The organism is Saccharopolyspora spinosa NRRL 18395 (assembly GCF_000194155.1).
Classification (GTDB): Bacteria; Actinomycetota; Actinomycetes; order Mycobacteriales; family Pseudonocardiaceae; genus Saccharopolyspora; species Saccharopolyspora spinosa.
The window spans coordinates 146,245-167,196 of record NZ_GL877883.1 but is presented as its reverse complement, the minus strand read 5'-3'; the positions used below and the strand labels follow the sequence as shown (position 1 = coordinate 167,196).

The window sequence follows — 20,952 nt, the reverse complement described above, 5'->3', positions numbered from 1 at the left end:
CCACGACGACGTCGCGGGAGCCCGGGGAAGCGCCCGATCCAAGACCGGTGCGGAGCGTCATGAGTCCGGCATTCCGCGCCGCACGGCCACCTAGCGGCTTCGCTACCCCAACCTGGAATTTGCTCGTGGCCGTTGCCCGGGAAATCGTCGACTACCCGCGGGCTCGGGCCGCGGTGATCAGGGGGCCGAGATCGGTGTCTCCGGGGAGCGCGTTCACCGGCCACCAGCGGAGGTCGAGGGACTCGTCGCTGCGGGCCGGCTCCGCGCCTTCCGGGGCTCGCACGATGAAGCGCACGTCGAAGTGGCGGGTCGGTTTGCCCAGCGAGCAGGTGATCGGGTGCACGTCCAGGTGCACCGGCTCCGGCTCCACGACCAGACCGTCCACACCGGACTCCTCGGTTGCCTCGCGCAACGCGGCACCCGCCAGCGACGTGTCCTCGGGCTCGCAGTGGCCGCCGAGTTGCAACCACATGCCCACCCGTGGGTGCAGCGTGAGCAGCACGTTCTCGCCCGCGGCGTCGAGCAGCACGGCCGAAGCCGTCACGTGGCCCGGCTCGCACGCCCGCAGGCAGGCGTCCTCGCGGGCGTCCAGCAAGGTCAGGAAGGAGTGGCGCAGCGCCTCCTGCTGCGGATCGTCCGCTCGCCACTCGCCGAGCATGCGCAGCGCGTCCGCGTGAAGTCGGCTCACAGCTCCACCAATCCGTCGTCGAGATCCCGCGGCTCCCGGGGGCCGGCGACGGGCTCCGCGGCGTGGCCCACCGCCACCGCGCCCAACGGCTCCCAAGATTCGGGCAGGTCGAGTGCGGCCCGCACGACTTCCGGGCAGAACAGCGTCGAGGACACCCAGCACGACCCGAGCTCCTCGGCCGCCAGCGCGACCAGCAAGCCCTGCACCGCCGCGCCGCCGGCGACGGTGAACATCTGCCGTTCCGCCTCGGTGCGCTTCGGGTCGGGGTAGTCGTGCGAGCCCTCGCGCACCAGGAACGGCAGCACCAGCTCCGGCGCGGCGTAGAGCAGATCGCCGCGCCCGACCCGGCGCTGCGCCGCCTCCTCGGAGCGGCCGTCGGCGCGCAGGTCTTCCAGCCAGGCGGTGCGCATCGCGTCCAGCAGTTTCGTCCGAAGTGGACGATCGCGCAGCCAGACGAACCGGACCGGGCGGGTGTGGTGCGGCGCGGGTGCGGTCAGCGCGGCGCCGACGGCGCGGCGCATCGCGTCGGCGTCCACAGGGGTGTCGGCGAACGAACGCACCGAGCGGCGCAGCAGCACCGCCTCGCGGCGACCCTGCGCCAGCGCTTCCGCCGTGCCCATCCGGAACAGGTCTTCTTCGACGGGACGCACCAGGTCGCGGGCGCTCGACCCGTCGTCGGTGGTGGTCATCCCGCGCACCACGGCGACCGGGACCGCCCCCAGCTTGCCCTTGACCAGGTCGGCCGCCCCGGCGATCTCGTCGGCCACCGCGACCGAGGTAACCGCCAGCTCGTTGCCCTGCGAATCGGTGGCGCCCGCGTAGCGGTGCACCACGCGCAAACCGGCGGCGCCGATCGCCACATCGGTCTGCCCGATCCGCCAGGCGCGGCCCATCGTGTCGGTCACCACGACCGCGACCTGCACGCCGAGGCGCTCGGCGAGCCCGGCCCGCAGCTTGCGCGCGGACGCATCCGGGTCGTCCGGCAGCAGCGCGATCTGGTCCAGCGCGACGTTCGAGGCGTCAACGCCCGAGGCAGCCTGCACGATGCCGAGCTTGTTCTGGGTGATCATGAACCGCTCGCGGCGCGCCACCACGCGGGTTGCCTCGGCCAGCACCAGCTCGCGGCGCAGCTTGTCGCGCAGTTCCGGGTCGCGGGGCGTGGACACCATCCGGCCCTCGACCTTCGACACCACCTTGCTGGTGACCACCACGACGTCGCCGTCGCTGAGCCAGGGGGCGGCGGCCGCGATCGACGCGGCCAGGTCGTCGCCCGGTCCGAACTCGGGCAGCCCGCCCACCGCGAACAGCTGCAACCCACCTGCGGCCGCGTGATCCTTCATCGCCCCTCCTGGGCAAGGTCGAACGCCGCCTGCGCCATCGCGGCGGTGGCGTCCACATCGGACATCAACAGCGGCACCGCGCGAACCCGCACTCCGGGGACGTCGGCCTCGTCGTCGGTGTGCACCAACCAGCCGTCCAGGATGCCCTTTTCGTCCTGCCGGGAGCCGTAGTGCCGACCGACCGCCTCGGCGGTGCTTTCCACCCCCCCGATCGCGGTCAGGCACGCGTCCGCCATGCCCCGCAGCGGCCGACCGCCGATGATCGGCGACAGCCCCACCACCGGCGCGGAGGTCTCTTGCAGCGCGGTGCGGAAGCCCGGCACCGCGAGCAGCGTTCCGATGCTGACCACCGGGTTCGACGGCGCCAGCAGCACGACGTCCGCCTGCGCGATCGCGTCCCGCACGGCCGGCGTCGGCTTCGCCTCGTCCGCCCCCACCGGCACGATCGCGTGCGCTTTCGGCTCCGCGCGGTAGCGCACCCACCACTCCTGGAAGTGCACCGCCCGCTGGCCGCCGTGCTCGGGGGCGTCGATCGCGACGTGCGTCTCGACCCGCTCGTCGGTGACCGGCAGCAACCGGACCCCGGGCCGCCAGCGGTCGCACAGCGCCTCGGTCACCGCCGACAGCGAGTAGCCCGCGCGCAGCATCCGGGACCGCACCAGGTGGGTGGCGATGTCGCGGTCGCCGAGCCCGAACCAGGTCGGCTCGGCGCCGTAGGCCGCCAGCTCCTCCTTGACCGACCAGCTCTCGTCGACCCGGCCCCAGCCCTTCTCGGTGTCGATGCCGTCGCCGAGGGTGTACATGCAGGTGTCGAGGTCCGGGCAGACCCGCAGCCCGTGCATCCACACGTCGTCGCCCACGTTGACCACTGCGGTGACTTCGTGTCCGGACTCCTGTTGTGGTTCGCCGATCGCGGGCAAGCCCAACGCCGCTTTGACCCCGAGCAGGAACCGCGCGCCGCCGACCCCGCCGACCAGAACTACGACCTTCACGGCCCCGATCCTCGCACGTCCGCCGAACCCGGGGGAGAGAACCTCGATGTCTCCGAGGTCACTGCGCGAGCTGTTGCTGATCGCAGCTCTCCGACGCCGATGGTGGCTCCGCCTGGACGGACCGGTGAGTGCTTTTGGGCTCTACGGCACCCGAAAGCTCACGGCCGGTTGGGCGGACGATCACAGGAAACCGAAGATGCTGCGGAAGATCCCTTGGCCGATGAGGGCCTGGAGCGCGTCGCCGCCGGCGAGGCCGAACACGAAGTAGGCGAGCCCGAAGAACGCCCTGCCGACGAACGGCACCCCGATCAGCAGCAGGAACAGCACCAGCGGCGCCCACGGCCGCGCCTTCTCGCCGAACCGGCGGGCCGGACCGGACAGCCACGGCTCGATCGCGCCGTACCCGTCCAGGCCGGGGATCGGCAGGATGTTCAGCACGAACGCGATCACCTGCAGGAAGGCCAGGTAGGACAGGCCCGCCGACAAGGCGGTCGGCATCGTCGGCACGACGGCTACGGCGATCGAGATCAGCATGCCCAGCACCAGGTTCGTCAGCGGCCCGGCCAGCGACACCATCGACTCGGTGCGCCGGGACCGCAGCGCGTGGTGGTTGATCCACACCGCGCCGCCCGGCAGCGGGATGCCACCGAGGGCCACGAACAGCAGCGGCAGCACGATGCTCAGGACCGGGTCGGTGTAGCGCCGGGGGTCCAGCGTCAGGTAGCCCTTCGCACGCACCGACCAGTCGCCGCCGCGGAAGGCGATGATCGCGTGGCCGAATTCGTGCAGGCACAACGACGTTGCCCAGCCGCCGAGCACGATCAGCACTACGCCGCCGACCTGGGCGGCGTTGTTCTCCAGCGTGGCGAGCACGCCGCCGAGCACGGTCAAGCCGACGAGGCCGAGGAACAGGGGGCTTACGCGCACAGCGGGTTTGCTCACGCCTCCAGTGTCCACGAACGGCTCGGTGGCCGTCCGGGCTTGTGCTCCGGCGAAGATGATGTTCGGGTGGTATTCATGATCTCGGGGGCCCTGGCGGTGCTGCACAAGGAGTACCGCCGATGCGCCGAATGAGCTCATCCCCGAGGCGGAGCGGGATGTCCCCCTACGGAAGGTCTCCGCTTGACCGCAAGGAGCTACACGGGTGTAATCACAGCAGTGTCATTCGTCGCTGAAATGATCGTTCCTCGGGTTGAAACCGGTTGGATGGTTGTGGCGGCGGCCGATCGGGTGCGGGAGATCCGGTCGGGCACCGGTCGATCGAGGTACCGCCGGCGGTGAGAGGCAGGCGGTGCGGCCGATCGGCGACGGCACCGCCGCCGTCGAAGCGCGGAGTCCCCACAGCGGGGACCGGCGACCTGCGAGCAGGAGTGCGTCCTGTTCCGGCCCTGGGGAGGGCCGGTGGGAACGGGAGAAATCGGGGGACCGACGATGTGGGAATCAGGAGATAGCCGCCTCGCGGAGCGTGGGGACGCCACCGCGGTGGAACTCGACGTCCTGGCCGAGCTGTTCGAGGCGACGGACGAAGAACAGGAATGGCAGGAGCGCGCGTTGTGCGCGCAAACCGATCCCGAGGCGTTCTTCCCGGAGAAGGGCGGCTCGACCCGGGAGGCCAAGCGCATCTGCGCGGGCTGCGAAGTTCGCTCCGAATGCCTGGAGTACGCGTTGCAGCACGATGAACGCTTCGGCATCTGGGGCGGACTGTCCGAAAGGGAACGCCGGAAGCTCAAGCGCCGCGCGGTCTGACCGGTCGGGCCTTGCCGGCCGCGGTTCCGCTGTGACCACCAGCGAAAGCCCACCGCGTGAACGCTGTTTCATTTGGGGGTTTTCTTCCGCTCTTGGTGCATTACCGTTCAGCGGTAGTGGATCAGTTAGCGGGAGGGCATTTTGGTCGCGCCGGTGCTGGCGGTGTTGGTCTGTCACGACGGGGAGACGTGGCTGCCGGAGGTCTTAGCAGCGCTGGGCGACCTGACGGAACGACCGCGGCACGTGGTGGCCGTCGACACCGGCTCGAACGACCACACCCCGGAACTGCTCGCGCGGGCGCGCACGGATCGCGTCGTCGACGATGTGCTCACGATGCCGCGCGAAACCCGGTCCGGCGCCGCCGTCGCGGAAGCGTTGGCGCACGCGACGAAGAGGTGGGCCGATCCCGGGCGCTGGTTATGGCTGTTGCACGACGATTCCGCACCCGAGCCTGAGTGCCTGGAGCATTTGCTGCGCGCTGCCGAGGAAGATTCGATCGCCGCGCTGCTCGGCCCGCTCGGGTTGGACTGGGCTGATCCCCGGCTGGTGGTGGATGCGGGCCTGAGCACCGATGCGTCCGGACATCGGCAGACCGGCATCGGACGGTCCGAACTGGACCCCGAGCTGGTCGGCGGCGCGCCCCCGGCGTCCGGCGCGCTGGCGGTGGCGACGGCCGGTGCGCTGGTGCGGCGCGATGTCTTCGAGCAGCTCAACGGTTTTGACCTCGATCTCGCCGGCAGCGCGGACATCGACCTGGGTTGGCGGATCAACCTGGACGGGCATGGCGTCCGGTGGGTTCCCGCCGCGCGGATGCGGCATGCGGTCGCGGGACGCAGTCCCCGGGCCGGGGAGCGCGCCGACCAGGTCCGCACGTTTCTGGTCAATGCTCCGATGTGGGCGTTCTTGCTCGGCCTGCCGCGACTGTTCCTCCTGACGTTATCGCGGATGTGCAGTTTCGCGGTTCTGCGGCGGTGGAGCGAGTCGGGCGCCGAACTCGCGGTGTTGCGCGGATTGCTCGGCGGGCGGCTGAACCTGCTGGCAGGAAGGGCTGCGCGCGCCGCGACGATCTCCGTCCGGCACGGCGTCCGCGGCTTGTTCACGAGTCGGTTGGCGCGGCTTCGGAATTGGGCGCGCGCCGCGTTCGAGGATTTGGTCCGCGAACGGGTGCGGCGGGATCTGGCCTTGGGGCGGGAACCGGAATGCTGGCGGATCAAGGCCGTTCCAGAAGCACCCCCGCAGATGGCGAAGCCAGGGCGGTCGCGGCTGGTCGTGGTGCCGGTGCCGGAGACAGGAGCGCCGAAGCCGTCGCCGTCGAAGCGGGACGCGGCGCGGCCGGATCTGCTGCTCGTTCCGGTCGACCGCTGGCGGGTGCTGCGCGAGCTGTTGTTGACGCCGCCCGTGGTGCTCGCGGTCCTGCTGGCGGTATTCGCCTTTTTCACCAATGGATTGCTCGCGGACCGGTTCGGGGCCGGCCTGCAAGGCGGCAGGTTGCTGCCGGTGGCAGATCTGGCGACGACGTGGCGCGACTACCTGGCGGCATGGCATCCGGTCAACGGCGGCACCGGCGCGCCAGCGTCCCCGTCGTTGCTGGTGTTGGCGTTGTTCGGCACCGTCCTACATGGACCGTCGGTGGTGGTGTCGATCCTGCTGCTGTTCGGTGCTCCGCTCGCGGGTTTGACCGCCTACCTGGCGACACGTGCGCTTCCGGTGTCTCGACTGCGGCGAGCCCTCTCCGCCGGTGCTTACGCTTTGCTGCCCGCGGCGTCGCTCTCCGCTGGGCAAGGGCGTTTGGACGTGGTGGTCGCGCACATCCTGGTGCCGTTGCTGCTGGCCGGGATCGCCTCGGTGGTCGGGCGGTCCGGCGGTCATTGGTTGGGGACGGCGTGCCTGACCGCATTGGGCCTCGCGGCGTTGGGTGCGTTCGCACCGCTGCTGCACATCGCGTTGATCGTGTTCGCCCTACTCGCTTTCGTCGTGTTGCCCAGCGAAGGGCAGCGTGATCGACGCCGGGTGGCCGGGCTGGTGGCGGTGACGCTGCTGTCCGTCGCGTGCCTGCTGCCGTGGCCGTCCGTCCTGCTGCGCAACCCGGAGATGGCGTTGCCCGGGATCGGTGCGCGGGTCACCGAAGATCCGGCCGGGGCCTGGCTGTTGGCGTTGAGCCCGGACGGATCACCGACGAGTCTGGTCGGCGCGTTGTTCGTCCTCGCTGCGGTCGTCGCGCTGGTCACGGCCTGGTCCTCGCGGATGCTGCCGGGCGTGGCCGTCGTGATCTTCGGTTGGGCGCTGGCCGCTTTGGTGGACAATGTCCCCACTCAACCGATCACCGGCGGCGTGAGCACGACCGGCTGGACAGGCGGACCGCTGGTGATCGTCGCGGCCGGGTGCGGCTGGATCGTGCTGGTGGCCCGGAAGCCGCGCGTGCCCGACAAGATCCTGCTGCCGGTGCTGGCCGCCGGCCTGCTTGGCCTGGCGACCAGCGCCGCGTTCGCCACGATCGGCGGGCCGCTGCGCGTTCAGCAGAACACCGTCGCGGATTTGCCTGGTTCGCTGCTGATCCTCGATCCCGGGACGCAACCCGCACGGCTCGTGCACGGCAGTGGGCCCCGTTTCGGCGACGACGACCTCGCGTCGGTCGGCACGGCCGTCGACTGGCTCCGCCGGGTCGACGATGACCTGCAGTCCGGCGACGCCGCGCGGGTGCGCGGCGCGCTCGCGGCCACGGCGGCTCGCGGCATCGGGTTCATCGCGGTTCCGGCCGACACCCGGATCCCGGAGCTTTCCGGAGGCCTGGCCACCGAGCACGAGCGGCTACCCGACGGACGACGCGTCCTGCGGTTGCAGGTGCCGAGCAGCCAGGTGGAGCTGCTCGGGCCGGACCTCGCGCGGCGGGCGCGAACCGAGCCTGCCCCGGCACCAGCGGCGAGGCCGTTGCCGGTCGCCGCCGAGCTGCCGCTGTTCACGGTCCGGGTGTCCGAGGGCGGTGCCGGTCGGGCGCTGGTCCTCGGCGCGGAGAACGAGCCCGGCTGGTACGCCCGGATCGACGGTCGGCCGTTCCCGCTGGCCACCGCCTGGGGCCACCAGGTGGTAATCCCGCTGCCGGAGAACGCGGCCGAAGTCCAGGTCGGCTACGCCGAGACCCCCCGCACGGCGCTGCTGGGCGTGCAGTTGGCGTTCATCCTGTTCACCCTCATCGCGGCGCTCCCCGAACGCCGCCGGACTCGATCCGGGAACAGCTGAGGTGCGGAGGACTTCCGTTTTCGCCTGGACTCGGGCGTTCTCGATTCCGCCTGTGCCGCCCGGAGGTTTCGACTCGTGTCAGACGGCGGCTCGCACGTCGGTGCCCGGGATCTTGGCCGTGCTGAGCGCGATTCGGTTCCAGGTGTTGATGGTGAGGATCAGCGCGAGCAGCCGGGCCAGCTCCGGTTCGGTGAAGTGCTCCGCGGCGCGGGCGTAGACCTCGTCCGGCACGCCGTCCCCGGACACCAGCGTGACGGCCTCGGTCAGCCGCTCTCCCCTGCCTTGCGGGCGTCAGAGGTGTGCATGTGCAGGCAGTACGCGCGAGGAGCGGCTGCACATGGTGCAGGTGTGGCGGGAGGCCTCGAACTTCTTCACCGAGCCGGAGCTGGCGGCGTTGGGCCCTGCGCGAGGCGATCCGATCCGGGCGGCTGGCCCCGGGCACCCGCCTGCCGCCGTACCGCTCGCTGGCCGTAGACCGGCGGCCCGCTGGACCCGACGAGGAGAGCCGCCGTCGTTGACTGGGCCAGGTCCCGCGACGGGCTGGTCCTGGAGGACGACTACGACGGCGAGTTCCGTTACGACCGCGAACCGGTGGGCGCGGTGCAGGACCTGGACCCGGACCGGGTGCTCTACCTCGGCTCGGTCAGCAAGAGCTTGTCGCCGGCGGTCCGGCTGGGCTGGACCGTTACGACCGCGAACCGGTGGGCGCGGTGCAGGACCTGGACCCGGACCGGGTGCTCTACCTCGGCTCGGTCAGCAAGAGCTTGTCGCCGGCGGTCCGGCCCGAGCTGCGGAGAGCGCTGGCCGACTATCTGTCGCGGGCCCGTGGCGTGCGGGCTCGGCCGGACCAGATCGTGATCTGCTCCGGATTCGCGCACGCCCTGCGCCTGCTGTTCCCGGGCGTCCTGCGCGGCCCCCTCGCCGTGGAGTCCTACGGCCTCGCCTTCCACCGCGAACTGCTGCACCGGGCGTCGGTCCGGACCGTCCCGCTCGAACTAGACGAACACGGTCCACGGGTCGAGGAACTGGCATCCCGGAAAGAGGTGCGGGCGGTGCTGCTGACGCCCGCGCACCAGTTCCCGACCGGCGGCCCGCTGCACCCGACGAGGAGAGCCGCCGTCGTTGACCGAACCGGTGGGCGCGGTGCAGGACCTGGACCCGGACCGGGTGCTCTACCTCGGCTCGGTCAGCAAGAGCTTGTCGCCGGCGGTCCGGCTGGGCTGGATGGTCCTGCCCGAGCACCTCGTCGACGACGTGCTCGCGGTAAAGGGCGAGCGGGAGAGCTGGGCCAGCGTCCTCGACCAGCTGACCCTCGCCGACTCCGGGCAGCACGACCGCCACGTCCGCCGTATGCGGCAGCGCTACCGCCGCCGCCGCGATCAGCTCGTCGCGAAGCTCCTCGAACGTGCTTCGCACGTCTCTGCGACCGGCGTCGCCGCTGGCTTGCACGCCGTGCTCCGCATGCCGCCGGGCTCCGAGCGCCCCGCTGTCGCTGCCGCGGCGCGGCTGGGTGTCGCCCTCGACGGGCTCGCCGCCTTCCGCCACCCGGACGCCACGATGCCTGCGATGGACGGGCTGGTCGTCGGCTACGCCACGCCACCCGAGCACGCTTACGCCGCAGCGCTGGACGCGCTGGCAGCAGCGTTGAGCGGCAGCTGAGGCCGCCAACGTGCCCCGCTAGGCGCCCTTCACTGCCGGAAGTCGCTGCTCACTGGCCTTCGATGACGTCGGGGTCCAGCCCGAGGTAGGTCGCGACCTGCTCGACGAGCACGTCGTGCAGCAGGTCCGCCATGTCCGTGCCGTCGCGCGCCCGTGCTTCCAGCGGCCGCCGGTACAGCACGATGCGCGCACGGGTCGGCAGCCCGCGCCGGTCGACGCCCGCCGGGACTAGCCGGGCCAGCGGAACGTTGGCGTCCACCACCACATCGTCGTCCCAGACCAGCTTCTCCGGGGTGGTGCTGGTGATCTCGGGCACCTCGTCGACGGCGACGTCGAGCTGGGCCAGCTCGGCGTGCCAGCGCTGCTCGATCGGTTCGAGGGCCTCCAGCACCAGCGCGTCGAACCGCTGCGAGCGGCTGCGCGACACCGGAACCGAGGACGGGTACAGCGGTCCGCGCAGGCCACGGCCCCGCCGGTCCCGGCGGAAGCGGCTTCGACGCCGAGATCCACGTGCGGTCACCACGGGCCGAGGGTACGCCTTCGGCGGTCAAGGTCGGGACAAGCGTCAGGGGGAGTCGGTGCCTGTCTCCCACCTCACTCCGCGCGATGGCCGCGACGGGAGCAGCGGCCGCCCTGTCCAGGCACAACTCGGGATCGAGTGGCGTTACGAAGCCGTTCGCCGGCGGGCCCTTGACCTCCTCCCGCCAGCCCGGAACAACCACCGCGACCCGGACTGTTCGCGCAGAGCAGACAGGTCGGACACAGGTGCTGGAGGCGCCCATCGCGAGCGGTTTCCGCGTGCCTGCGCCGCGCGCCGGAGCGGGGGCGCTATCGTGCGTGTCGTGCGGAGCGTGAGGCGTTGCTCGCGGACCGGGTGTACCAACCCGGCCGTCGCCACGCTCACTTATGCCTACGCGGACTCCACGGCGGTCGTCGGCCCCCTGGCCACCTACGCCGAGCCCCACAGCTACGACCTTTGCGAAGCGCACGCACTGCGGCTCACCGTGCCGAAAGGCTGGGAGGTCGTGCGGCACGAAGGCGAGTTCGCGCCACCAGAGCCCTCCGACGACGACCTGACCGCGCTCGCGGAGGCGGTGCGGGAGGCCGGTCGCCCGGACCGGCCGGTCGAGGCTCAGGGCCTCACCCCAGGCGGGAGCCGTCGCGGACACCTGCGGGCGCTGCCCGATCCGATCGACGAATGAATAGATCGTGACGAACGGCTTGCGCGGGCCAAGCTGACTCCACCGGGTACTCGATCGCCGGTAGGCTTCGGACCACGTCGTCGGACGCGGAACGGGGAGGGTGCAGCGTGCGAGACCTGTCGGGGATCGTCAAGGCATACGACATCCGGGGCGTGGTCGGCGACGGCTTGGACGCCGACGTGGTGCGGGAGATCGGCGCCGCTTTCACCCGGCTCGTAGGTGGCCCGGCGGTGGTCATCGGGTACGACATGCGGGAATCCTCACCGGGGTTGGCCGAGGCGTTCGCCGATGGCGTCACCGGACAGGGCGTCGACGTGATCAACATCGGCCTGGCCAGCACCGACATGCTGTACTTCGCCTCCGGGCGACTGGACCTGCCCGGCGCGATGTTCACCGCCAGCCACAACCCGGCCCGCTACAACGGCATCAAGCTGTGCCGCGCCGGGGCCGCCCCGGTCGGCCAGGACAGCGGCCTGTCCGAGATCCAGGAGCTGGTCGCCCACGGCGTGCCCGAGTTCCTGGGTGCGAAGGGCACCGCCACGCAGCGGAACCTGGTCGACGAATACGCCGCCTTCCTGCGCGAACTCGTCGACATCAGCGGTATCCGCCCACTGAAGGTCGTGGTGGACGCCGGCAACGGGATGGGCGGGCACACGGTCCCGACCGTCTTCGACGGCCTGCCGATCGAGCTCGTGCCGATGTACTTCGAGCTGGACGGAACCTTCCCCAACCACGAGGCCAACCCGCTGGACCCGGCGAACCTGGTCGACCTGCAGGCCAAGGTCCGCGAGGTCGGCGCCGACGCCGGGCTGGCCTTCGACGGCGACGCCGACCGCTGCTTCGTGGTTGACGAGCGCGCCGAACCGGTCCCGCCGAGCGCGATCACCGCGCTGGTCGCCGTCCGGGAACTGGCCAAGGAGCCCGGCGGGACGATCATCCACAACCTGATCACCTCCAAGGTCGTGCCCGAGGTCGTCGCCGAGCACGGCGGCAAGCCGGTGCGGACCCGCGTCGGGCATTCGTTCATCAAGCAGACGATGGCCGAGACCGGGGCGATCTTCGGCGGGGAGCACTCCGCCCACTACTACTTCCGCGACTTCTGGCGCGCCGACTCCGGCATGCTCGCCGCGCTGCACGTGCTCGCCGCGCTCGGCGGCCAGGACAAGCCGCTGTCGGAGCTGATGGCCGAGTACTCGCGGTACGCCGCCTCCGGCGAGATCAACTCCACGGTCGACGACCAGCAGGGCCGGATGCGCGCCGTGGCAGCGGCCTTCGGTGACCGCAATGGTGCTCGTGTGGACGAGCTCGACGGGCTTACTGTGGAGCTGCCGGACGGCTCGTGGTTCAACTTGCGCCCGTCCAACACCGAACCGCTGCTCCGGCTCAACGTCGAGGCGAGGGACACTGACGCGATGACCGCGCTGCGCGATGAGGTGCTGGCGATCGTCCGCGGATGACGTCCTTGCGGTCGGAGTGCGTGCCCGCGAGGTCGGTGCGGGTGAGTTTGGGAGGAAAAGTGGCCGTTGACCTGCAACCGCAGCTGTTGGAGATCCTGGCTTGCCCGTGCCCTGAGCACGCGTCGCTGCGGCCGGGACTGGGGGAGGATGCGCAGGCCGACTACCTGACCTGCACCTCCTGCGGCCGAGGGTTCCCCGTCCGGGACGGGATTCCGGTGCTGCTGCTGGAAGAGGCCGTCGGGGGCCCGGCCCCGGTCGCTGCCGGGGAGGGGTGACGTCCGTGCTGGACGACAGTCTCTTCGACGATCCGGCCAGGCTGGCCGACGTGGACTCCGGGGGCTTGCTGCGGCTCGCCGCCCTATCCGGAGCGCAGGTCCGAGCCGCGCTGGAGACCGCGGTCGAGGCGGGGCTGGACGACCTCGCCGACGGTCGCCCGCGCGCCGTGGTGCTGTTGGCGCGGCCGGGCGTGGGGCCGGCTGTCTGCAGCCTGCTGGTCGCCCTCGCCGGGCCGCGGTGCCCGGTGCCGATGGTGATCGCCGAAGCCGTCCCGGCATGGGTCGGCGCGTTGGACGTCGTCTTCGCGCACACCGACGACGTCGGCGACGCGGTGCTGGCCGAATCGGTCTCGGTGGCCTGCCGCCGCGGCGCGACGGTCGTGCTCGCGGTCCCGGCGGACGGCCCGGTCGCCGCCGCTGGTGCGGGCCGCGCGAAGGTGCTCCCGCCGCGCATCCCGGTGCCGCCGGCGCTGTCGTTCGCACATGTCTTCGCGGCCGGGCTCAGCACGCTCGGCGCCCTCGGGCTGCTGCGCTTCGACGCCGAACAGCTGGCCGACGTGCTCGACCGGGAAGCCGAACGCGCGCACCCTAGCCACGAGTCGTTGATCAACCCCGCGAAGTCGCTGGCGTTGCGCCTAGCCGACCGCACCCCGCTGCTCTGGGGCCTCGACCCGGTGTCCACGGCAGTCGGTGCGCACGGCGCGTTCGCACTCGGCTGCCACGCCGGAGTGCCCTGCGATGTCGCCGACTACCCGCAGGCGGTCACCGAGCGGGCGCTGCACCGAGCCGCTGCGGCGGTCGGATCCGAGGCGGACCTGTTCGCCGACCCCGAAGACACCCCCGGTGCTCTGCTGCGCGTGTTCCTGGTCAGCGCGCGGCACGACGCACACGGAGAGGCCATCGAACGAGCCGCTGTGCGCGACTTGCCCAGCGCGGACCTCGTCACGCCCGGCGAGGCTGTGAGCGACGACGCCGTGCTGCGGTCCGCAGCGCTGGCCGCCAGGTTCGACCTGGCCGCCGTTTACCTGGGGTTGGCCGCCGGAACCCTGAACGGGCCTGGCTGGCCGGCGTTGGCGATGCACTGAGGAAAGTTCAGGGGATGCCCCGATACCGCGCGCCGGTCCGGCGCGGTGTGCTGTGCGGGGCGTCGAGCGCGGGCAGACGTGAGGACGAGGAAGCGAGAAACGACTGTGGAGCTACTGCGGAACGCGGTGCGCCCCTATGCGTGGGGCTCGCGTACCGCTATTGCTGATCTGCTCGGTCGGCCTGTCCCGACACCGCACCCCGAAGCCGAGCTGTGGATGGGCGCCCACCCGGGAGATCCGTCGCGGGTGGTCCGGTCCGACGGGCAAGAGGTGTCGCTGCTGTCCCTGCTGGACAGCGACCCGGCGCACCACCTGGGCCCGGAGTGCGTGGACCGGTGGGGCGGCCGGTTGCCGTTCCTGCTCAAGGTGCTCGCGGCCGACGAGCCGCTGAGCCTGCAGGCGCACCCGTCGGCGGCGCAGGCCGCGGAGGGTTTCCACCGGGAGGAAGAAGCGGGCATCGCCCGCAACGCCCCCAACCGCAATTACCCGGACCCCACCGCGAAACCCGAGCTGATTTGCGCGTTGACCGAGTTCCACGCAATAGCCGGGTTCCGCGACGCGCAACGCACCGTGCGCCTGCTGGACGAACTGGCCGTCCCCAGCCTGCGCGCCCACCGCGAGCTGCTCGCCGCGCAACCCGATGCCGACGGGTTGCGCGCCCTGTTCACGACCTGGATCACGCTCCCCGAGCGCTACCTGCGGGAAGCGCTGCCGGACCTGCTGGACGCCTGCGTGGCGTACGTGCGCGGCCGCGGCGAGTTCACCCTCGAATGCCGGACAGTGCTCGAACTCGGCGAGGCCTACCCGAACGATGCCGGGGTGCTGGCCAGCCTGCTGCTGAACCGGCTCGTGCTCCAGCCGGGCGAGGCGATCTTCCTGCCCGCGGGGAACCTGCACGCCTACCTGCACGGCACCGGCATCGAGATCCTGGCCAACTCCGACAACATCCTGCGCTGCGGCCTGACGCCCAAGCACGTCGACGTCCCGGAGCTGCTGCGGGTGCTGGACTTCGCCAGCGGCAACATGCGGGTGCTCAAGGGCGAGTCGCTGGACGCCAACCTGACCGCCTACCGGACCCCGGCCGCCGAGTTCGAGCTGTCCAGATTGGACTGGACGGCGGCCGAATCCGGCCCGGTCCTGCTGGATTGCGCCGGGCCGCAGATCCTGCTGTGCACCAGGGGAAGCGTCCGGCTGACCAGCGGCGCGCACGGCGGCAACGGGTCGTTGCCGCGCGAACTGGTGCTGGAACGCGGCCACTCGGTTTGGCTGGCGGCGTCCGACCCCGCCGTGCAGGTGCACCTCGTCGAGCTCGACGCCGACGGCAACGCCCAAGTCTTCCGCGCCGCCGCGGGCACGTTCTGAAATCGCGCGTTTCCGTGGACTCGATCCCCCGCGCGGGAACCAGCAGGTAGATTTCTTCCGTCATCGGGCCGGGCACCGGCCGCTTTCGCATACCGAATCGGGAGAAACATCGTGTCAGCAGGAGGCGGGACCAAGGCCATCGTGGCCGCGCTGGCCGCCAACGCGGGCATCGCCGTCGCCAAGTTCGGCGGGTTCCTGTTCACCGGGTCCTCGTCGATGCTGGCGGAATCGGTGCACTCGCTAGCCGACACCTCGAACCAGGGCCTGCTGCTGCTGGGGCAGAGGACCTCGCGGCGCAAACCCACCGAGGAGCACCCCTTCGGGTACGGCCGGGACCGCTACTTCTACTCCTTCGTCGTAGCGCTGCTGCTGTTCAGCCTGGGCTCGGTGTTCGCGCTCTACGAGGGCATCCACAAGGTCCAGCACCCCGAGCCGCTGGAGTCGGCGTGGGTGGCGGTGGTCATCCTGCTGATCGCGATCGGCCTGGAGTCCTTCAGCTTCATCACGGCGATCAAGGAATCTAAGGCGCTCAAGGGTGGGCTGTCCTGGTGGCAGTTCATCCGGCAGGCCAAGACCCCGGAGCTACCGGTGGTGCTGCTGGAGGACTTCGGCGCGCTGATCGGCCTGGTGCTCGCGCTCGGCGGCGTCGGGCTCACCGCGCTGACCGGTAATCCGGTGTGGGACGGCATCGGCACCGTGTGCATCGGCCTCCTGCTGGGGGTGATCGCGATCGTGCTGATCGTCGAGACGAAGAGCCTGCTCATCGGCGAGGGCGCCGCCCGCGACGTGCTCGACGAGATCGTGGCGCAGCTCAAGTCCGAGCACGTCGAGAAGGTCATCCACATCCGCACCCAGTACCTCGGTCCGGACGAGCTGCTGATCGCCGCCAAGATCGGCCTCGCCCCGTCGTTGTCGGTGCGGGAGGTGGCCGCCGAGATCGACGGTGCCGAGGCGAGGATCAGGGCGAAGGTGCCCGCTGCGCGCCTCATCTACCTCGAACCGGACTTGGAACGGGGCCGGGCCACGACCGTGTGACACCCATCTGCATGATGGCGGCGCATCACAATGCGTTAACGAATCGGGTGTGGGACTCAAGTCGGCGAGTACCGATCGAGAGATTCCGGGGTTAAGGTGCGATCCACAATTTGGGATTACTGAGGGAGGCGACAGTGCCAGGCACTGGGCTGTGGCGAACCAAGTCGGTCGAACAATCCATTCTGGATACCGACGAACCGGACACCAAGCTACGAAAGAACCTCGGCACCTGGGACCTGATCGTCTTCGGCGTGTCCGTGGTCATCGGTGCCGGCATCTTCACCCTCGCCGCGAGAACCGCAGGCGATGTCACTGGTCCTTCGGTGTCACTCGCGTTCGTGCTCGCGGCGGTCGCCTGCGGGTTGGCGGCGCTGTGCTACGCCGAGTTCGCCTCCACCGTTCCGGTTGCGGGCAGCGCGTACACGTACTCCTACGCCACGTTCGGCGAGTTCGTCGCCTGGATCATCGGCTGGGACCTGATCCTGGAGTTCGCCGTCGCGGCGGCCGCGGTGGCCAAGGGCTGGTCGATCTACCTGGAGCAGGTGCTCAAGCTGATCGGCCTCGAGATACCCACGGTGCTGCCGCTCGGGCCGCTGCAGTTCGACTGGGGCGCCGTGCTGCTCACGGTGGTGCTGTGCACCCTGCTGGCCCTCGGCACGAAGCTGTCGGCCCGCGTCAGCCTGGTGATCACGCTGATCAAGGTGGCCGTGGTGCTGCTGGTCATCGTGGTCGGCCTGGCCTACATCAACGCGTCGAACTACACCCCGTTCGTCCCGCCGGCGCAGTCCGCCGCCGAGGACAGCCCGAAGCTGGAGCAGTCGCTGCTGTCGTTGATCCTCGGCGGCGAGACCAGCACCTACGGTGTCTTCGGCCTGCTGGCCGCGGCCTCGCTGGTGTTCTTCGCATTTATCGGCTTCGACATCGTGGCCACCACCGCGGAGGAGACCCGCAACCCGCAGAAGATGGCGCCGCGCGGCATCCTCGGCAGCTTGGCGATCGTCACCGTGCTCTACGTCGCGGTCGCGTTGGTGGTCACCGGCATGGTGCCCTACACCGACCTGGCCACCGCTGAGGACGGCACCCGTTCCACGCTGGCCACGGCGTTCGCCCAGCACGGCATCAACTGGGCGGCGGCGATCATCTCGGTCGGCGCCCTGGCCGGTCTGACCACGGTCGTCATGGTGTTGCTGCTGGGGCAGACCCGCGTGCTTTTCGCGATGTCCCGCGACGGACTGGTGCCGCGCGGCCTGGCCAAGACCGACCCGAAGACCGGCACCCCGGTCCGGGCGACCGTGCTGGTCGGTGTGGTCGTGGTCGTCGCGTCCGGGTTCTTCCCGGCCGACAAGCTGGAAGAGATGGTCAACGTTGGCACGCTGTTCGCCTTCGTGCTCGTCTCGCTCGGCGTGATCGTGCTCCGCAGGACCCGGCCCGACCTGCCGCGCGGCTTCCGCGCCCCGCTGGTGCCGTTCGTGCCGATCCTGGCGATCTTCTCCTGCATCTGGCTGATGCTGAACCTGACCGCGCTGACCTGGGTCCGGTTCGTGGTCTGGATGGCCGCTGGCGTGGTGATCTACTTCTTGTACAGCCGCAACCACTCGCGGCTGGGTCAACGCCAGGCAGACCAGGTGGCCGCAGGTGGCGCCGTGCCCCGCGATGCGGAGCCGACCGAGTAGAGCAGCGATGCGCTGATCGATCGAAGCGGCGCCGTCCCCTCGTGGGGTGGCGCCGCTTTTTTTGCATCTTCATTCGAACAAATGTTCACCTGGCTGAGTGATGACCTCCTGGGCTCGGGCCTGGATCATGGGATGCATGACAACGGAATCAGCTTTGACCAGGAACGTTCACCCCGACGCGCGCTCGTTCAGCAGAGCGGAGGGATTTGGGTGGAGGAGAGGTGAAGGAGGATCTGATGGCTACTTCGCGTGCGCCGACTTCACGCGTGCGGCGAGGTCTTCGGGTGGGCCGCCGCCGAGGTGGTCCATGCCTGGCGGAGGCGGCCCTCCGCCAGGCATGGAGCGCGGTGCGCTGTCGTGGCGGCTCCTCGGACCCCCGACGTCCGGTGGTCGGCCGCCCGACGCCGCTCAACGATCGGAGGAGCGCAGCGCCATGCCGCGTTCCCACGGGGCGGTGCGGCCCCGGGGTTCGGTGATCTCCGGTAGTACCGACGGCTCCGGTCGGGGCTTCGCATCCTGCTGCCGCGGCACCGCCGCGGTGGCCCGCTCATCGACCCGAGCCGTCTCCGTCTCCTCGTTGTCGACCGGTTTGCGGACCAATTCCTCGACGGTCTCGCCGAGGGATCCGCCGTCACCGCCCTGCGCCGTCAGGTGAGGTGCCTTCGGCGTGATGGCCGGGGCCTGCGTCGTGGCCGGGACCTGTGCCGGGGTCGGGACCTGTGCCGGGGTCGGGGTCTGCGGTCGCAGCGGCAGAGCGGCCCCACGGACCGGGGTTTCGAGGCCTGCGGCCATCGCGACGGCGCGGTCCCATTCCGGGTCACCGCTGTAGTCGGTGTGCCTGAGCACGCCGGGAACCCAGCGGCGGCAGGAGAACGGGCCGCGCTGCGGGTCCGGGAGCCAGTGGTCGCCGCCGAGCACCAGGGCACCGGTCGGTCCGCGGGTGGCGGCTGGCAGCGGCCCCTCGGTGCCGTCGGCCCGGAGCCCGACCCCGATCAGCATGCCGTCGTATACCTGCCGGTTCCAGGTGGTCACCGCGCCAGCGATCGGGTCGGTGCCGCGGCACAGCGAGCGCCAGCGACCGCCGAGCGCGCGGGCGAGGTCGCGCAGCGACGCGTGCGGCACCACGCCGGGGAACGCGCGCGGGTAAGCCCACTGGAGCTGGGAGCCCGCGGTCACCAGCCCGACCCGTTCGCGGTCGGCCTCGGGCAGCGACTCCAGCAGCCGGGCGGTCGCGACGGCCGCGAGCAGGCTGCCCTGGCTGTGCCCGACGAGCACCACGCGGGTGTTCGGGTCGGCGAGGTGCTCGGTCGCGCGGGCGGCGAGTTCGGGGATCACCTTCAGCGCGTAGCACGGTGGCACCACGGGATGCGCCTCGCGCGGCCAGAACAGGGCCAGATCGCAGAGCACGCCGAGGTAGCGGGCCGTGTCGCGCTTGGTGGCGGCCAGGTACACCATCCGCAGCAACCCGACGGCGAGCGTCGCGAGCACGGCGACCCCCACTCCGACCAGCCAGCCGGACCAAGCGAAGCCCGGCAATTCAGCGACCCGCGCCACCAGGGCCAACGCGGCGCTGACCGCCAGCACCCCAGCGATTACGAGGAGGACGAGATGTGAATAGCGGCGCTGCAGGTCCGCCCATTTCCAGGCATTGGCCGCCGCGCGCTGGTCCGCGGGCCGACCGGCGTGCAGCAGGGCGACCTCGTCGGGGATCGAGTCGTCGGCTCCCAAGGAACCGTCCGGGCCGTCCCCGCCGGGACCGTCGTTGTCGGTGCGCCCCGCGCGCCACCGCTTTACCAGCATCCACGGGGTTCCGATGATCCCGGCGGCCAGGAGCAGCACAGCGGTCGTGCCCCAGAAGATCGTCACGTCGTCGTACGCGGCGGGCAGCAACAGCACCGGGTCGCCGGGCTCCCGCGAGGCGCCGAGCGCCTTGCTCACGCTCAGCCCGAGGCCCGCGCCGAACCCGTTGCCGAGCATGCACGCGACCATCAGCACCGGAGCGGTCATCCAGCCTCCAGCCCACGGGCGGAGCCTAGGCGGGCAAGCCTTCCAGCCAGGCCGTGCCAGCAGTGCGGCGGGCGCGAGCAGGACGGCCACCGCGAGGCAGGTGATCACCAGCGCGCCGGTGATCGCGTCGATCGTGGCGCCCGAGCCCGGCAGCTCGCCCGCCAGCGGTCCGGGGAGGAACGCGACCGAGCACAGCAGCACTACGGCCGTGGAGATCAGTGCGCGGCGCGGAGTGCGACCGAGAACGCTCCGCAGCGCCTTCTCCTTGCCGTCGGGGTGCATTTGGGCCGGGTCGTCGAGCGCGACGGTTCCGATCAAGGCGATGGCGAGCAGTGCTGCGGCGACCAGCCAACGCGGATCGGCGCTGATCACGAACGGCCCACCGAGCGCGACCAAAGCCACTGTGGACAGTGCGGCGACGATGTGCAGTGCGCGCAGTGCGGGGGTGTCCGGGTCTGCGACGACATTCGCGCCGGGCAGCATCGGTGCTCGGGCCGAGTGCTGCTGTTTGTCGGTCTTCGGCGCGGAGACCTGCCAGGACACAGTGGACAAGCGATGCATGAGGAGGATCACGAGCCCAACAGGCAGCAGGGCGGCCGATGCGCGCAGGATGTCGATGCGCCGGACGGTGTCCGGGACGAACTCCATGCACGGCACGCCGGGCTGGAGGCATTGCGCGGCGACTAGGTCCAGGGTGACGACCGTCAGCTGAGCGACGAACAGCATCGTCAGCAGTACGGCGGAAATCCGGAGCAGCGCGCGCAGCGCGGACGAGAGCGCGCTGCTGAGCGGGTTGCCGGTCTTGGCCGGCGGCAGCATCCAGTGGGCCATGTTGGCCAGCGCGAACGGGAACAGCAGGGCCCAGGTCGCCTTGGCCAGGCCACCGGAGGTCATGCGGCCCCAGACGTAGCCTTCGACGATGCGGGGCACCGAGCGGTCCCCGGCCGACAGCATCGGTCCGGGAACGGGACGGCGCAGCCGGTCGGCCGGGCGCATGATGCGACCGATGCCGTCGCCGGCGACGTCCACCGAGGCCACCGAATCGGTCAGCTCGTCGCCCGTGGTGCCGAGGATGCCGTGTACCCGCAGCTCGACGACGCGGGTGTCGGGCCCGGGTATTTGCACTGGATCCTCCCGAGCGGTTGTTGATCGTCGAAATGTCGGTGGCGATTCTCCACCGCTGATCGACATCTG

The 20,952-nt window shown here is 70.8% G+C and carries 18 protein-coding genes; 10 read left to right on the top strand and 8 right to left on the bottom strand.

Going from position 1 to position 20,952, the window contains the following annotated elements; translation table 11 throughout:
• Positions 1-151: 151 nt before the first annotated feature.
• The 4 genes from SSPN_RS0138760 to SSPN_RS0138745 form a co-directional block, all read right to left on the bottom strand.
• Positions 152-658 carry an NUDIX hydrolase gene (locus SSPN_RS0138760; RefSeq protein ID WP_044577251.1) on the bottom strand — a complete coding sequence of 169 codons (507 nt, stop codon included), beginning with the start codon at positions 656-658 and terminating at the stop codon, positions 152-154.
• A gap of 26 nt (positions 659-684) precedes the next feature.
• Entirely contained in the window at positions 685-2,028 is a 1,344-nt protein-coding gene (locus SSPN_RS0138755) for a coenzyme F420-0:L-glutamate ligase (protein WP_010315607.1), read from the bottom strand.
• Positions 2,025-3,020: a 2-phospho-L-lactate transferase gene (gene cofD / locus SSPN_RS0138750; protein WP_010315605.1), complete on the bottom strand. Its 996-nt coding sequence runs from the start codon at positions 3,018-3,020 to the stop codon at positions 2,025-2,027. The genes SSPN_RS0138755 and cofD overlap by 4 nt, the downstream gene beginning before the upstream one ends.
• A 180-nt stretch (positions 3,021-3,200) precedes the next feature.
• Entirely contained in the window at positions 3,201-3,962 is a 762-nt protein-coding gene (locus SSPN_RS0138745; protein WP_044577248.1) for a site-2 protease family protein, read from the bottom strand.
• Positions 3,963-4,451: 489 nt separating this feature from the next.
• On the opposite strand from SSPN_RS0138745, the gene SSPN_RS48030 reads away from it, so the two are divergent.
• On the top strand, positions 4,452-4,766 hold the full coding sequence (locus SSPN_RS48030; RefSeq protein ID WP_044577168.1) for a WhiB family transcriptional regulator: 315 nt from the start codon (positions 4,452-4,454) through the stop codon (positions 4,764-4,766).
• A gap of 141 nt (positions 4,767-4,907) precedes the next feature.
• Positions 4,908-8,003: a glycosyltransferase gene (locus tag SSPN_RS0138735; protein ID WP_010315598.1), complete on the top strand. Its 3,096-nt coding sequence runs from the start codon at positions 4,908-4,910 to the stop codon at positions 8,001-8,003.
• Between the two features lie 78 nt (positions 8,004-8,081).
• Here SSPN_RS0138735 and SSPN_RS48025 read toward each other — a convergent pair whose 3' ends face one another.
• Both SSPN_RS48025 and SSPN_RS61160 read right to left on the bottom strand, forming a co-directional pair.
• A complete protein-coding gene (locus SSPN_RS48025; RefSeq protein ID WP_010315596.1) occupies positions 8,082-8,249 on the bottom strand; it encodes a carboxymuconolactone decarboxylase family protein in 168 nt (55 codons plus the stop codon).
• A gap of 383 nt (positions 8,250-8,632) precedes the next feature.
• Entirely contained in the window at positions 8,633-8,968 is a 336-nt protein-coding gene (locus SSPN_RS61160) for a hypothetical protein (protein ID WP_010315594.1), read from the bottom strand.
• Positions 8,969-9,125: 157 nt separating this feature from the next.
• On the opposite strand from SSPN_RS61160, the gene SSPN_RS61155 reads away from it, so the two are divergent.
• Positions 9,126-9,662, top strand: coding sequence for an aminotransferase class I/II-fold pyridoxal phosphate-dependent enzyme (locus SSPN_RS61155; RefSeq protein ID WP_010315590.1), 537 nt, complete (start codon positions 9,126-9,128; stop codon positions 9,660-9,662).
• Between the two features lie 49 nt (positions 9,663-9,711).
• On the opposite strand, the gene SSPN_RS0138720 is transcribed toward SSPN_RS61155, so the two are convergent.
• Complete coding sequence (locus SSPN_RS0138720) at positions 9,712-10,185, bottom strand: metallopeptidase family protein (protein ID WP_187764722.1); 474 nt, start codon at positions 10,183-10,185, stop codon at positions 9,712-9,714.
• Positions 10,186-10,504: 319 nt separating this feature from the next.
• Here SSPN_RS0138720 and SSPN_RS0138715 point away from each other — a divergent pair, with 319 nt between their 5' ends.
• From SSPN_RS0138715 to SSPN_RS0138685, 7 genes are all read left to right on the top strand, one after another.
• Complete coding sequence (locus tag SSPN_RS0138715; RefSeq protein ID WP_083822372.1) at positions 10,505-10,864, top strand: DUF3499 domain-containing protein; 360 nt, start codon at positions 10,505-10,507, stop codon at positions 10,862-10,864.
• Between the two features lie 107 nt (positions 10,865-10,971).
• Positions 10,972-12,321, top strand: a complete 1,350-nt coding sequence (locus SSPN_RS0138710) for a phosphomannomutase/phosphoglucomutase (RefSeq protein ID WP_010315585.1) — start codon at positions 10,972-10,974, stop codon at positions 12,319-12,321.
• Positions 12,322-12,380: 59 nt separating this feature from the next.
• The gene (locus SSPN_RS0138705; RefSeq protein WP_010315584.1) at positions 12,381-12,596 is read left to right on the top strand and encodes a Trm112 family protein; all 216 of its coding nucleotides are present in this window, start codon (positions 12,381-12,383) and stop codon (positions 12,594-12,596) included.
• 5 nt (positions 12,597-12,601) lie between these two features.
• Positions 12,602-13,681 carry an SIS domain-containing protein gene (locus SSPN_RS0138700; protein ID WP_029536154.1) on the top strand — a complete coding sequence of 360 codons (1,080 nt, stop codon included), beginning with the start codon at positions 12,602-12,604 and terminating at the stop codon, positions 13,679-13,681.
• Positions 13,682-13,786: 105 nt separating this feature from the next.
• Complete coding sequence (gene manA, locus SSPN_RS0138695) at positions 13,787-15,043, top strand: mannose-6-phosphate isomerase, class I (RefSeq protein ID WP_010315582.1); 1,257 nt, start codon at positions 13,787-13,789, stop codon at positions 15,041-15,043.
• 111 nt (positions 15,044-15,154) lie between these two features.
• Positions 15,155-16,078, top strand: a complete 924-nt coding sequence (locus SSPN_RS0138690) for a cation diffusion facilitator family transporter (RefSeq protein WP_029536153.1) — start codon at positions 15,155-15,157, stop codon at positions 16,076-16,078.
• Positions 16,079-16,212: 134 nt separating this feature from the next.
• Complete coding sequence (locus tag SSPN_RS0138685; RefSeq protein WP_010315580.1) at positions 16,213-17,751, top strand: amino acid permease; 1,539 nt, start codon at positions 16,213-16,215, stop codon at positions 17,749-17,751.
• A 408-nt stretch (positions 17,752-18,159) separates the two neighbouring features.
• Here the strand turns inward: SSPN_RS0138685 and SSPN_RS0138675 are convergent, their stop codons facing one another.
• Positions 18,160-20,883, bottom strand: a complete 2,724-nt coding sequence (locus SSPN_RS0138675) for a membrane protein (RefSeq protein ID WP_010315579.1) — start codon at positions 20,881-20,883, stop codon at positions 18,160-18,162.
• Positions 20,884-20,952 lie beyond the last annotated feature (69 nt).